Raw genomic sequence first — 13,785 nt, 5'->3', positions numbered from 1 at the left:
TATATTGAAAAAATATTTTACGCTTTTTGAACAATTGTTCGCGGAAAAATTTACCTACAAATGTCTTGGAAACAAAAGGAAGTGCGCAAAACCTATTTGACAATGATAATCATTATCACTATACTGTAATATGTATTTAGGTGCAAATGATAATCATTATCAATAATGGTGGGATAGAAAGAAGGGTTCTCTTTGAAACCAATTGCTTATGTTGGTATTGATATACAGTTTTCGAGACTGACAGATGAGGATCGAAGGCGAGGATTAACGTTTTTATATGTATACGATTTACCGTATACCGATTTACGTGCCTATGCAGGCTTAATTATTACTAATTTAGTGGATGAGCAATTTTTATTAGAGCATAGAAATGTTTTGGATCAATATTTGACTCAAGGTGGCGTTATTTTTTCACTTACAGAGACATCATTACCTTGGTTAACAGGAGTTCCTAATTGGAAACGGTCTCCGATTCCATTAAAGGATCGTGAAATAATTATAAAAGAGCCAATACATCCATTATTCGCAAGTATTGATGCTTATGATATTAACTACCGTAAAGGAGTTAGAGGATTTTTTTCTCGTGGTTATTTCGAAAAAATTCCATTACATGCAGAGGTTCTTGTGACCGATCAAAGTGGTGCAACTATCATTTATGTGGATCGTGATTCAACAAATGGCACAATTTTTGCTGGCGCAGGGACGGACATTTATCGAGTATTTATCGATGAAGATAATTCCTCGCGTTATTTAAGTTTGCAAATGCTTACATGCATCCGAGAAGAGTATGAGCGCAATCAATTGAAGGGAGTGGGGGCACAATGATCGGTATCGTAACAAATGGATTACCCTTTCAAAAGCGATTTTTTGAAGAGCAGGAATTTCATTATGTATATGATGATATTTTACATATTCAAGAATTACATCGATATAATTTAGCAGATTATGACACATTGATTTTATCATGCCGTCTAGATATTCCCCATTTGAAGCGTTATCAATCACAGCTTCTCACATTTATTGAATCAGGTAAGCGACTCATTATTTTTGGTGAGATTTTAGATAATTGGTTTCCTACAATTGATTGGGAGGATTCGGAAGTTAATTTTAGTTGGTGGGTGCGCGACGGCGGTGATTTACCAATGAGTGAGCAAAATACAACACATCCATTATTCAAATTTATAACGCTTCGTGATATGAAGTGGCATTATCATGGCTCGTTTTTACCACCAGTTGGTGCTCAATCTTTACTCGATATCCCAGGTGGTCGCTCATTATTTTATATCGACAGCGTAAGTTTTAAAGGCGAATTAGTTGTCACTACATTAGATCCAATGTTCCATATCGGGCTTGGTTTTATCGATCAGTCAAAACCCTTTTTACATGGAATTGCAAAATGGTTAAGAGAGGAAGAAAATCAATGAAAAAATATGGTTATTTGGCAGCACTAACATTAACAGCAATGCTTGCAGCCTGTGGCAATCAAGAGGGACAATCAAAGTCTAATCAATCCGCAGAATCTTCAAAGTCGGAGGTTCAGACAACAGCGGAGGAGAAAGTTGTGACGGATCAGCTTGGCCGTGAAGTAACAGTACCAGGCAAAATTGAACGTGTCGTGACAGGTGGGATTTTACCTTATTTCTCCACATGGTATGTCGCTACAAACTCAACGAAAGAAATTGTCGGTATGCACCCAAATTCGTATAATGCCGCGAAAAATTCAATTTTAGCAAAAATCTCACCAGATGTTTTAAAAGCAGAAACATCGTTTATTCAAAATGGTGAAGTGAATGTGGAAGAATTAATGAAAGTGAACCCTCAACTATATGTAGAGATTTCAACAAATGAGGATTCCATTAATAAAATTACAGAGGCAGGAATCCCTGTTGTTGCAGTAAAAGCGATTGATGCCGCAGCTGCTGAGCCTCTAGCAACATTCAATAGTTGGTTGACGTTAACGAGTCAAATGACAGGAACTACTGACCGTGCTGACCGTTTTTTAGATGAAGGTAAAAAAGTGCAGTCCGAACTTGATGCTAAATTAAAAGATGTTGCCACTCAGGACATGCCTCGTGCGATGATACTGCATATGCATAATGATAAATCCATCACGGTTGGTGGTAAAAACTTTTTCGGTAATCAATGGCTTAACGCAACTGGAGCTGTAGACGTTGCTGAAAATGATGTACAAGGAAGGAAAGAAGTAAATATGGAGCAAATTTATGCTTGGAATCCAGATATAATTTATATCACTAACTTTACTGAAACGCAGCCAGAAGACTTACTTGAAAACAAGGTGAGTGGACAGGATTGGAGTCAGGTGAAAGCTGTTCAAGAGGGAAAAGTTTATAAAATTCCATTAGGTATTTATCGCTGGTTTCCACCAAGTGGCGATGCGCCATTAATGCTAAAATGGATGGCACAAAAAAATCACCCAACATTATTTAACTATAAAATAGAAGATGAGATTAAAGCTTACTATAAGGATTTCTATGAATTTGATGTTTCAGATAAGGAAATCCACACTATTTTAAATCCTTCTTCCGATGCAGCGAAATATTAAGGACTGATTGTGAAATGAAGAAATGGAAAATTATACTTTTATGGTTGCTACCGATTTTGGTAGCAATCGTTTCTCTTGGTGTTGGACGATTTGGGGTAAGCATGGAGCATATTATTAAAATCCTAGCTTCTCAAGTATTTCCTATTGAACAAACGTGGACAAGTATGGAAGAAACTGTAGTTATGAATATTCGTTTACCTCGAATCTTACTTGCTCTATTAATTGGTGGTGGTTTATCTATTGCTGGTGCAGGATTTCAAGGTATGTTTGGAAATCCACTAGTATCACCTGATATATTGGGCGTTTCTGCGGGTGCAGGGTTTGGAGCATCGCTTGGGATATTATTATTTGGACAAAACTTTGTAGCTCAAATGATGGCACTTATCTTTGGATTAGGTGCAATTGGCTTTACGTATTTAATTGCAGGGGCAAAGAAAAATGCACCTATTTTTATGTTTGTCTTAGCTGGTGTTGTTACGTCAGCACTTTTTAATGCATTAATTTCCTTAACAAAATTTGTAGCCGATCCAGAGGAAAAACTTCCAGCCATCACTTATTGGTTAATGGGGAGTCTTGGTACAGCAACCTATAAGGAGTTGTATATTGGTGGTCCACTCATATTAATTGGAATTTTACTATTGTACTTACTACGATGGCGATTGAATATTTTAACATTGCCGGAGGACGAGGCAGAATCAATGGGAATTCCCGTTACACGTTTAAAGTGGTTCGTCATTTTCGGAGCAACTTTAATTACAGCTGCATCCGTAGCTGTTGCTGGAATTGTTGGTTGGGTTGGTTTAATTATTCCGCATGTTGCACGAATGCTAGTCGGTAATAATAATCAGTTTGTATTACCAGTATCTGTGGCTATAGGTAGTATTTATTTATTAATAATTGATGATTTAGCTCGTTCATTAACAGCAACGGAGATACCTTTATCTATTTTAACAGCAATTATTGGAGCGCCGTTCTTTGCTTATTTATTACGCCGTTCAGGAGGAGGCTGGGCATGAAAATTGAAGTGATAAACGGAAATTATCATTATGAAAAAAGACAAAAAAAATTACCTGATTTATATGCAAAAGACATCAATTTCTCATTGGAGCCTGGTGAAATAATGGCGATTCTAGGTCCGAACGGAGCAGGGAAAACGACGATGTTAAAATGTATAACGGGGTTACTTGAATGGAAAAAAGGCGAGACTTTAATAGATAGCAAACCACTTGCAGCATTAAATCGGAAAGAACTATGGAAACGCGTTGGTTATGTGCCCCAAGCGCATAAAATGGTATTTGGATTTTCTGTAGAAGAGCTTGTCGTTATGGGGAGAGCCCCGTATATTAGTACCTTAGCGCAGCCATCTGCGAAGGATTTGGAAGCGGCTCATCAAGCACTGAAGACGGTTGACATTTTACATCTTGCTAAAAAATCATGCAATGAAATTAGTGGTGGTGAGTTGCAGTTAGCTTTAATTGCAAGAACTCTTGTTTCTGAACCAGAAGTTTTGATTTTAGATGAACCAGAGTCGCATTTGGATATTCAAAAACAAATAGTTATTTTACAAACGATTAAGCGTTTATCGAAGGAACGCGGTATTTCATGCATAATCAATACCCATTACCCAAATCATGCGTTTTATCTAGCAGATCGAATCATGATGACTGCAAAAGAAAAAGGCGTCATCTATGGTAAAGTACAGGAGGTAATGACTGAAGCAAGGATGAAGGAATTTTTCGGTATTGAGTTGAAAAAAATAATATTTGAAGAAGGAGATTACCTTGTTGAAACGATGATACCAAGCGCATTAGGGACGGAGCGTAACAGTCGATAATCTCAAATGAAAAACACGGTCTCACCTTTCGTGGCGAGATCGTGTTTTATCTACATTACATGTTGAAAATTTTCCCTGGATTCATAATATTATGTGGATCAAGTGTTGCCTTGATGCTTTTCATCACTAATAGAGATGTTCCGTGCTCTGTAGATTGATATTTCATTTTTCCAATACCAACCCCATGTTCACCGGTACATGTGCCACCACGTAGTAAAGCAAATTGGACAATATGTTCATTGAAGCGGTCTGCTTTTGCCTGCTCCTCAGCATCGTTTGGATCTAACATTAACAAGGCATGGAAGTTACCGTCTCCAACATGACCTACAATTCCACCTGCAAGACCAACTTCCTCAAGCTGTTCACGAGCATATAAAACGGATTCAGCAAGCATAGATATTGGCACACAAACATCAGTCGACATAAGCTTTTTCCCTGGATATGCATGGATATATGCATAGGCCAATGAATGGCGCGCCTCCCAGAGCTTATTCCGTGCTGAATTGTCTTGTTCAAATTCAACAGAAAGACAGCCATAGTCCTCAAAAACTTCACTAGCAAAATCTATATCGGCATGCATACCTTCTTTATTTCCGTGAAATTCTAGAAATAGTGTCGGTTTTTCTTCATAGGATGTTTCATTATAAATATTTGCTTGTTTGATAGAGGCTTTATCGACCAGTTCAACACGGCCAATTGAAATGCCCGCTTGCAACAATGCGGTTACTGCACAGACAGCATCGCCAACTGTCGTAAAAACTGCACGTCCCGCCGTTACAAATTCGGGTATTCCATAGACTTGTAAAGTTAATTCTGTAAAGCAACCTAGCGTACCCTCAGAGCCAATGAAAAGGCCATTCAAGTGATAACCAGAAGAGGATTTTGCTGCTAAGCTACCGGTATGAATGACTGAACCGTCTGCAAGTACAACCTCTAAATCTCGTACTTGATCGCGCATAACACCATACCGCACTGCTGTTGTCCCGCTGGCATTCGTTGCTGCCATTCCACCAAGTGTAGCGTCAGCACCAGGGTCAACTGTGAATTGAAGTCCATGTTTTTTTAATTCTTTATTCAATTGAGCACGTGTTACACCCGGTTGTACTTTCACAAGCAGGTCATCTGGTCGAATTTCTAAAATAGCATTCATTTCAGAGAAATCGATAGAAATGCCATTTGCAATGGGAATTGCATTACCTTCCAAGCTTGAGCCAACACCAAAAGGTACGACTGGTACACGTTCCGCATGCGCAATTTTTAAGATGGCACTGACATCGGCCGTGGAACGAGGAAAGACAACGATATCTGGTAAGCTCATTGTATGATGAGATTCGTCCCTTCCATGTAGCTGCCGCACCGTTTCGTTTGTTGACACCTGTTCTTCAGATAAAATCTTTTTTAGTTGATTTACTATTAATTCTACAGCAACAGTCATTCCAATTCCTCCTAATTTTCTGATAAGTTAAACTTTATCATGCATTTATTGGAAAAGGAATGAACTGTCTATAAAAAGTTAGTGAGCAAAGGCTTTTTCAAGTTTTTGAACAAAAGCATCCTGCTCAGTGGGACTAGATTGCTGCCACCATTTTTCAAAAAACACACCAAGCCCTGGAAGTAAATGCTCTTCACCACGGCTAATTGCATCTTCGACAATATCCTTAAATTCGGCCGCTGATTGACCATGTACATTTGTCGTAATCGCATCTCTTATTTGAAAATTCATCTATTTCGCCTCCTTAGTAGTAATTTTGTCCAACCTTTTAAGAAATATGTATAGTGTGACAAATCAATTATGCCTCGGCATAATTCCGCTGTCGCTTAGATAAACAATGCGTCCGGAATCAGCTTTGTGCTTGCACGAAGATTTCCTTTCCGATTCTGTGACATCCGCCGGAGCTTTAGGCCAACAGATGTTTTTTTGCGCGAAAGCGTAATGCTACCGCATGATGTTGATCACTCAGTCGTTGTTGTTGCTGTCGCTCCGCTTTCGCACAGATAAAACCGTGTTGCTGTCGCTCCGCTTTCGCACAGATAAATTGCCGCAGGATGTGGTGCTCTTAGACTGGGTTCCTCTATCGGATGTCAGGACACCTGTTGAAAAGGAACTTAAACCAGCATTCATTTCACCACTTATAGAGGTAGGAGATGAATGCTGAAAGAAGTTAAAACATATGATTTTTGAAATATTATACTGTTGTTATGTATAAATATTAAAAAGGACTTATAAAAACTTTCTGATCATATTGACAAATGAGCGGTTCGACACCTCCTTGTATAGTAACTAAGATGAAGGTACCTAGGAATAATGGACTGTGCACAGTCGACAGGACAATAGGATGACAACACAGCATAATAAGCAAAAGTTATCACCTGAACAATCATTTGAGGAAGTATTAGAATTAGTCCAACCAATGATAACGTCGATTTTGTTAAGGTGCCGTATTTATAAAGATTTTGAGTATTATCGTCATATAGCATCCATAGCCGTGTGGGAGGCTTGGCGTAAAGCGGATCAATCAAAAGGGCTGTTTTCTGCTTATATTTATACAACCGTAAAAGGAGAAATTTTAAAAGAGCTTTCAAAGGAAAAGAGTTTTGAAAATATTCATACACCTATGGAAAATGACACGATAAATTATATTCGAGATCATGAAATGAATGAAAGCAGTCCAGTTTTTATAGAACGCATTATGTCTCATTTAAAATTTGAAGAAAGAAAAATATTACTACTTTTATATGTAGAAGGTTTTAGTTACTTTGAAATAGCAAAAGAACTAGGTATATCTGTGGACGCAGTTAAAAAAAGACGTACAAGAATAATGATTAAGCTTCGTGAGTTATTATAAATAGTACGATAAGCATCAAAGGTATGCTAATTTCATAACTGAACATTGGCATACTTTTTATATTTGCATACAAATTCCAATAAAAATGCTATGATTTGTAAGAAGTCAAAGAAAAATACAATTTTTAATGTTATTTTTCCTTTGGGTAGATCATATTACCTATCTAATTTGATTATTGGTATGGAGGGTTTCTGTTGGAGAATTGGTTGAAACAATTAGAGATAGAAAAGAAAGAGATTTGGTATATAGTATTGCCACTATTGCTAGTGTTGCCACTATTAGGTTTAAGTAATCAGGTATTTGGTTCTTTTGAGGAAGAAAGTTATATTTGTTTGAATTTGATTATACAAATACTAATTATTGTTTTTACAATGGCAATCGCTATTCAATCTTGGCTCGTTTTTTCACACTTATTATCGAGTCAAACATTATACATAGGTAATTTATTTTTTATCATCGCCTTGTTTGAATTAGTGAGCGTGGTTATCGCTCAATATCCAATGGCTGATACACTATATTTGGAAATATGGTTGGATTTAATCATGCGTTTATGCTTATCAATCGGTTTTGTTTTTATTATTTTAAAGCCAAAAAAACGCTTAACGATGAATGATCGTAATTATACATATTGCAGTTCCTTATTATTTGTCCTACTGAGCCTTTTTCTAGTGTATCTCTCTTCAAAATATTTTTTACTTGAAGAACAATTGTTGCTGAAAGCAAGCGCTATTGCTCATTTAATGTCTGCGGTCTTACAAGGTGTAACGATAGTGATTTTGAGTAAATATATAAAAAAGTTGCCAAAACGAGTTATATGGCTTATTAGCGCAGCAACTTATTTAATTATTAGTGATATTTTCTTTGCGTTCATCAAAGACTTGAAATCAATTTGGGGCTTTCCTGCATTAATTTATCAATTTTTTGCATTCTTCTTTTTCCTAAAAGCTATTTATTATACAACTGTTGAAAAACCATATACACAACTTTTAAAAATAAAGCGAGATCTTGAGCATTCGCAGCAGGAGCTTCATTTTCAAGCTTATCATGATGATATTACTAAGCTTCCAAATGAACATTTGTTATTGAAAACTTTAAAAGAGGAATTACATGACAATAGTCGTCAAAAAGCAATCATTGCAATCGAAATTGATCGCCTTGCTGCTATTCGTTCATCTATAGGTATTAGCTATTCTAATACAATGATGAAGCTCGTAGCTGAGAGAATTCAAGCTATATTACCCCCTCATTATTTTGCTACAAAGCTTCATGAGGGACAGTTTATTATTTATATTAATCATGTGAAGACAAGAGAAGAGTTGCTACAATTTTGCTTGAACTTGAAGAGTATTATGAAAAAACCATTACAAGTACAACTTTTTCCACTTAACGGAAATCTTAATATTGGCATTGCCCTGCATGAAGAAGATTGCTCAGGTGAAGAGCTTTTAATGCACGCTCAGTTAGCGATGAGAGAAGCGGGTCAAATACCTCAAAGAGTTCTTTTTTATAAGCCGTATATGTCAAATGGCATTGCTGATCGTATATTGATTGAGCAAGAGCTTCATAAAGCATTAGCTAATGAAGAATTTTACTTGGATTTTCAGCCTCAAGTAAATTTAAAAACGGGTAAAATCGAATCGGTGGAAGCGCTAGTACGTTGGCGTCATCCGACCCGTGGATTTGTTTCACCTGAGTTGTTTATCCCAATTGCAGAAGAATCTGGTCTAATTATTCCTTTAGGAAAATGGATTTTAGAAATGGCGTGCACTCAAGCGAAGACATGGAAGGAGCAAGGTTTGCCACCAATGAAGGTTGCTGTGAATGTATCCATTGGACAGTTATTCCAGCAAGATTTAGTGCATATGGTGCAAGAAATCTTACAACGTACAAATTTAGAACCTCAATATTTACAATTAGAAATTACAGAAAGTATGACGATGAACATTGATCAAATAACTCAGCTACTTCATGAGTTAAAGGCAATTGGTATACAAATTGCTGTTGATGACTTTGGGACAGGGTATTCGTCGCTTTCGTATTTAAAAGATTTTCCAATCGATTGTTTAAAAATTGATCGGGCGTTCGTTCGAAATATACAGCATAATTCAAATGATAAAGCGCTCGTTTCTATGATTTTATCAATGGCCAAGCATTTGAGATTAAAGGTTGTTGCTGAAGGAATTGAAGAAGTGGAGCAACTTGCTTTCCTGATTGACGGTGGTTGCGATTATATTCAGGGTTATTTGTTTAGTAAGCCGATTTCAGCAGAACAGATTTCCAATAACTTTAACGAGATATACAGTCGAGCAAGAGATATTTTAACAGAGTTAAAATATGAAGAGGATTTCGTCATTTAAAGTTGAGATTTTCAGTGGTGAAAAATAGAGCGATGGATAGAGCAACCAAAGCGATGGGGAGAAGAGCTGAAATGACGGATAGAGAAGTCAACAATGGATAGAGCAGTCAAAATGATGGAAAGAATAACTGAAGCGACGGAAAGAGCAGTCAAAGCGACGGAAAGAAGAACCAAAGCGACGGAAAGAACCGTCAAAATGATGGATAGAGCAGCCAAAATCATGGATAGAACCGTCAAAATGATGGATAGAGCAGCCAAAATCGTGGATAGAACCGTCAAAATGATGGATAGAGCAGCCAAAATCGTGGATAGAACCGTCAAAATGATGGATAGAACCATCAAAATGATGGATAGAGAAGCCAAAATCGTGGATAGAACCATCAAGGCGACGGATAGAAGTTAGAATGATGAAGTGGTTGATTGGAATCAAGGCTGGTCGACTCCTTGCGGCTCATCGGACGCCCCCAGAAATCGCCTAGTCGGAACGGAAATCAAACACTCGATTTGACGTAATAGGAATTTTATTGACATAATAAACATGAAAACTGCTTACTTCATCACAGGAAGTAAGCAGTTTTTTATTTGATGGTAAAGTTTAATGAACGAGGTACTCTTCTTTTAATTCTCCTATGTCCACTTCGGATCGTTCCTCTAAAGACCGACGTAAATGGACAGTTGCAGTTTTACCATCATCATGAAGTTTGTCAATCCAAATAGATACGCCATTATAGCTTACTTCATATTCTTTTGGTGAGGCGACAATTTCTTGTGCACGTGTAAATTCCACTTGAAGGCCCCCTTATTTTTTTGTCTTGCCTTCTTTAGTGACTGAATTTATCATGTTCATAAACTCTTGAGAAAACTCTTCACTAACTTTGTCAGGCGCTATTTTTTGGTTTTTTGGCGTTTGAGGCAATGACCCTTTATTGGCGCTTTTACCTTGCTTATTGTCTCTTCCCATGTTCAGTTTCTCCTTTCGTTTTGATATTTCTTAATATGGCTTTGAATTGATTTTTTTATCATGGGAAAAACTAGGGAAAGGTAAGCATTTATTGTATATATGTTTAGTGCTTTTTGTGTTAATAGATAAATGAGCATACTAAGCGTAAAAAGGTGCTAAACTCCAAGACCTATTTAACGACCTCATGATCAATCCTTTTGGACAAAGAGGTGTATTGAAAATCCTTTAGAACCGAAATCACCCTCACCATCACGATGAGTCTTTATTTATAATGAAATCTTTTTGATAGAAAAACCATTATTTAATAACGCCCAGTTTTGCGGGAAAGGGAAGCCTAACGCCCAATAGCTAATACCTCGAAGATTATATTCTTTCGTCATGTCAAACTTAGCTTGTGCACTTCTAGCATCTTCAAACCATACCTCATGATTTCTACCTTGTTTATCAACATAACGGAAATACGGTGACTGAGCAGTTCTATCATATTGAATGGTTGCGCCATGTTTTATAGCTCTGTTAAGGGCTTCTTGAGAGCTGAATGTTTCTGCCTCTTGGCCTTTAACATGCGGTAGAAGCCAATCGCGAGCATAAATTTGAAAGCCTAAAAATATTTTATTAGCAGGCATAACGGATAAAGCATATTCCACAACTTTTCTCATCTCGTTAATGGGTGAAATGGCTTGTGGTGGACCAAGTCGGTATCCCCACTCATATGTCATCAAAATGACAAAGTCTGCAATTCTTCCGTGTGCTTCATAATCATGTGCCTCATATAAAGTTCCTGCCTGCGTTGCGCTCGTTTTTGGCGCAAGTGCCGTTGATACTAGGAATCCTTTTGGATGAAGACGATCAACAGCTAATTGGAGGAAAGTGTTGTAATTCTCCCGATCTGCTGGAAGAACGTTTTCAAAATCAACGTTTAGAACTTTATAGCCCTTTTCCTGCATCACTTGCAAAGTATTGTTGATAACCTTTTCCCGTAAATCTGCACTAGATAAAATAACATGTGATAAGTTGGAACCGGCTTCTGTGGAAGAGAAATTCGTAAGGGTCAACATAGGTGTAATGTTCTTTGCAATAGCTGCATCGATCATTTCTTTATCCTTTATAGGCTGTAATGTCCCATCCTCCTTCACCATATAAGCAAAGGGACTAAAATAAGTTAGTAGATGACCGATTGCGTTAATCGACTGTACGGCTTCTTTAGGCTCTTGATACGTATAAGCATTTACTTCAATGGTAGGCTTTGCTCTCGGAATAATCAAATGCGCACCAGCATAAATCATGTTTGGATTGGAAATTCCATTTTCTAAAACAATTGCTTGAACAGTCGTTCCAAATTGTGTAGCAATTTGCGATAGAGTTTCTCCTGGCAGCACAATATGTGTAGTGGGTGGAATAATTAGTCTAGTTCCAGGTGTTAAAACATCTGGATTTGTTAAATGATTTTCTGTGATAACCGATTGCATAGTCACCCCGTAATGTTGGGAGATCGACCATAAGGTGTCACCCTTTTTTACAATATGGGTTGTGTAAGGGGAAGGGATAACGAGTGATTGCCCGATTACTAATTGATCTGGATTAGATAAAGCGTTTAATTGGATAATGGAATTGATAGGTACAGAATAGCTGTTTGCAATTTGCCAAAGTGTTTCACCAGCGCTCACAACATGAATAATCATAAGGACACCTCCTTAGTAGTTTCAATATAGCATCATATGTATGAATAAAGAGAATGAGCATTTATCTTTCATTTTTAAGCGATAAAAATTCCGATTTTCATATTCTTTCCAAGTGATAAGCATAGGATAAAACATATGTATTGCATCATTTGAGAGAGGAGCTGTATGTTGAAGAAAGTAAAGCTCACAGGAAGAATTGTTATCCCTAAAGATCCGGACTATGAGCAAGCAAGAACAAATAATAACTTAAATGATCCCAAATTTCCCGGTATCATTGTATTTTGTCGACATACGAAAGATGTTATCAATGCATTAAGATGGGCAAGAGAAAATAATGAATTATTTCGAATCAGAAGTGGAAGACATAACTATGAAAATTATTCATTATTAAATGAAGGTCTTGTTATAGATGTTAGTGATATGAATGACATAACCATTAACCGGCAAGATAGGACAGCAAGAATTGAAGCGGGCGCTAATTTAGGAAAAGTGTATCGGATATTATGGGAAAATGGTTTTACAATCCCGGCAGGAACTGAAGGTAGTGTAGGGGTTGTTGGTTTGACACTTGGTGGCGGAATTGGCATGCTATCGCGTCCGTTTGGGCTAACATGTGACAATTTACTTGAACTTGAAATGGTTGTTGCAAATGGTCATGAAGGGGCTGAAGTAATCCAAGCTGACAAGGAGAAAAATAGTGATTTATTTTGGGCAAGTTGTGGCGGGGGCGGTGGGAATTTTGGCATCGTTACAGCGCTTACATTTAAACTGCATCCTATTTCTAACGTATCGATTTTCTCCATTACATGGGGATGGGAAGATTTTGAACGAGCCTTTGACACATGGCAAAAATGGGCGCCATATACAGATGAACGCTTGACCTCACAGATTGAGCTTAAATCTAAGGAAGTGGGCGAAATTGTTGCTCAAGGTGAGTTTATAGGTACGGCATCTGAGTTAAAGAAACTACTACGTCCATTAAGGAAAACAGGTTCACCAACGAATATATGGATAAAGGAAGTACCGTATATTAAAGCTGTAGAATTTTTTGACTTACCGAGCGGTAACAAACCAGCCTTCCGTAAAAGGTCAGGATCCTTTATTGAAAGGCCATTCCCTCATGCTGCTATTGTAAAAATGAAAGAATTTTTAACGAACGCTCCAAATAGAGACACGACCATTTGGCAGCAATCTCTTAGAGGTGCGATAAGTCAAATTGCGTCAAACCGAACAGCTTATTATTATAGGAATGCTTTGATTGCTCAGGAGTATAATACTTCATGGAAAAAAGCTAAAGAAGAAGAAAAAAATATTCAGTGGGTGGAAAATTTAAGAAGGGCTTTGTCACCTTACACTGCTGGTGATTATGTGAATTTCCCAGATCGTTTTATAAAAGATTGGCCAACTGCCTATTATGGTCGTAATCTTAGAATGCTTAGAGAGGTAAAAGGAAAATACGATCCGTTTAATGTATTTCATTTTCCTCAAAGTATTCCGCCAAATAAAAAATGGCTTTAAATGAGGAAGATGAACTGCCCATAAA

General features: G+C 37.4%; 14 protein-coding genes. 9 read left to right on the top strand and 5 right to left on the bottom strand.

The features are described from left to right. Nucleotides 1–192 precede the first annotated feature (192 nt). From ACIQZA_RS08465 to ACIQZA_RS08445, 5 genes are read left to right on the top strand one after another with little or no spacing between them, the layout of a single operon-like run. The gene (locus tag ACIQZA_RS08465) at nucleotides 193–825 is read left to right on the top strand and encodes a hypothetical protein (RefSeq protein WP_402883108.1); all 633 of its coding nucleotides are present in this window, start codon (nucleotides 193–195) and stop codon (nucleotides 823–825) included. After that, nucleotides 822–1,424 (top strand): hypothetical protein, encoded by a 603-nt coding sequence (locus ACIQZA_RS08460; protein WP_402883105.1) that lies wholly within the window; start codon nucleotides 822–824, stop codon nucleotides 1,422–1,424. Before ACIQZA_RS08465 ends, ACIQZA_RS08460 begins: the two co-directional genes overlap by 4 nt. Next, nucleotides 1,421–2,563, top strand: coding sequence for an ABC transporter substrate-binding protein (locus ACIQZA_RS08455; protein ID WP_402883103.1), 1,143 nt, complete (start codon nucleotides 1,421–1,423; stop codon nucleotides 2,561–2,563). The genes ACIQZA_RS08460 and ACIQZA_RS08455 overlap by 4 nt, the downstream gene beginning before the upstream one ends. A 14-nt stretch (nucleotides 2,564–2,577) precedes the next feature. Then, nucleotides 2,578–3,579: a FecCD family ABC transporter permease gene (locus ACIQZA_RS08450; protein ID WP_400932518.1), complete on the top strand. Its 1,002-nt coding sequence runs from the start codon at nucleotides 2,578–2,580 to the stop codon at nucleotides 3,577–3,579. Next, nucleotides 3,576–4,397, top strand: coding sequence for an ABC transporter ATP-binding protein (locus ACIQZA_RS08445; RefSeq protein ID WP_402883100.1), 822 nt, complete (start codon nucleotides 3,576–3,578; stop codon nucleotides 4,395–4,397). Before ACIQZA_RS08450 ends, ACIQZA_RS08445 begins: the two co-directional genes overlap by 4 nt. 55 nt (nucleotides 4,398–4,452) lie before the next feature. Here ACIQZA_RS08445 and ACIQZA_RS08440 read toward each other — a convergent pair whose 3' ends face one another. Together ACIQZA_RS08440 and sspI are read right to left on the bottom strand one after the other, a co-directional pair. Continuing rightward, nucleotides 4,453–5,832 (bottom strand): FAD-binding oxidoreductase, encoded by a 1,380-nt coding sequence (locus tag ACIQZA_RS08440; RefSeq protein WP_402883097.1) that lies wholly within the window; start codon nucleotides 5,830–5,832, stop codon nucleotides 4,453–4,455. Nucleotides 5,833–5,910: 78 nt separating this feature from the next. Next, complete coding sequence (sspI, locus tag ACIQZA_RS08435; protein WP_132357157.1) at nucleotides 5,911–6,120, bottom strand: small acid-soluble spore protein SspI; 210 nt, start codon at nucleotides 6,118–6,120, stop codon at nucleotides 5,911–5,913. 613 nt (nucleotides 6,121–6,733) lie between these two features. Between sspI and ACIQZA_RS08430 the strand changes: the two genes are divergently transcribed. The 3 genes from ACIQZA_RS08430 (at nucleotide 6,734) to ACIQZA_RS08420 (ending at nucleotide 10,002) form a co-directional block, all read left to right on the top strand. Then, entirely contained in the window at nucleotides 6,734–7,243 is a 510-nt protein-coding gene (locus ACIQZA_RS08430) for a sigma-70 family RNA polymerase sigma factor (RefSeq protein WP_400932522.1), read from the top strand. Nucleotides 7,244–7,437: 194 nt separating this feature from the next. Then, the gene (locus ACIQZA_RS08425; protein WP_402883095.1) at nucleotides 7,438–9,600 is read left to right on the top strand and encodes a bifunctional diguanylate cyclase/phosphodiesterase; all 2,163 of its coding nucleotides are present in this window, start codon (nucleotides 7,438–7,440) and stop codon (nucleotides 9,598–9,600) included. A gap of 93 nt (nucleotides 9,601–9,693) precedes the next feature. Beyond that, complete coding sequence (locus ACIQZA_RS08420) at nucleotides 9,694–10,002, top strand: hypothetical protein (protein WP_402883093.1); 309 nt, start codon at nucleotides 9,694–9,696, stop codon at nucleotides 10,000–10,002. Nucleotides 10,003–10,194: 192 nt separating this feature from the next. On the opposite strand, the gene ACIQZA_RS08415 is transcribed toward ACIQZA_RS08420, so the two are convergent. From ACIQZA_RS08415 to ACIQZA_RS08405, 3 genes are all read right to left on the bottom strand, one after another. Continuing rightward, on the bottom strand, nucleotides 10,195–10,386 hold the full coding sequence (locus tag ACIQZA_RS08415) for an H-type small acid-soluble spore protein (protein ID WP_142508842.1): 192 nt from the start codon (nucleotides 10,384–10,386) through the stop codon (nucleotides 10,195–10,197). Nucleotides 10,387–10,398: 12 nt separating this feature from the next. Then, nucleotides 10,399–10,560, bottom strand: coding sequence for a YfhD family protein (locus tag ACIQZA_RS08410; RefSeq protein ID WP_142508843.1), 162 nt, complete (start codon nucleotides 10,558–10,560; stop codon nucleotides 10,399–10,401). A gap of 266 nt (nucleotides 10,561–10,826) precedes the next feature. After that, a complete protein-coding gene (locus ACIQZA_RS08405) occupies nucleotides 10,827–12,242 on the bottom strand; it encodes a LysM peptidoglycan-binding domain-containing protein (protein WP_142508844.1) in 1,416 nt (471 codons plus the stop codon). 168 nt (nucleotides 12,243–12,410) lie between these two features. Between ACIQZA_RS08405 and ACIQZA_RS08400 the strand changes: the two genes are divergently transcribed. After that, nucleotides 12,411–13,760, top strand: a complete 1,350-nt coding sequence (locus tag ACIQZA_RS08400; RefSeq protein WP_402883149.1) for an FAD-binding oxidoreductase — start codon at nucleotides 12,411–12,413, stop codon at nucleotides 13,758–13,760. The last annotated feature ends 25 nt before the right edge of the window (nucleotides 13,761–13,785 follow it).

It is taken from the genome of Lysinibacillus sp. NPDC096382, assembly GCF_044762845.1.
Taxonomy (GTDB): Bacteria; Bacillota; Bacilli; order Bacillales_A; family Planococcaceae; genus Lysinibacillus.
Note: the sequence above shows the minus strand (reverse complement) of the source record. Positions and strands in the feature narration are given on the sequence as shown.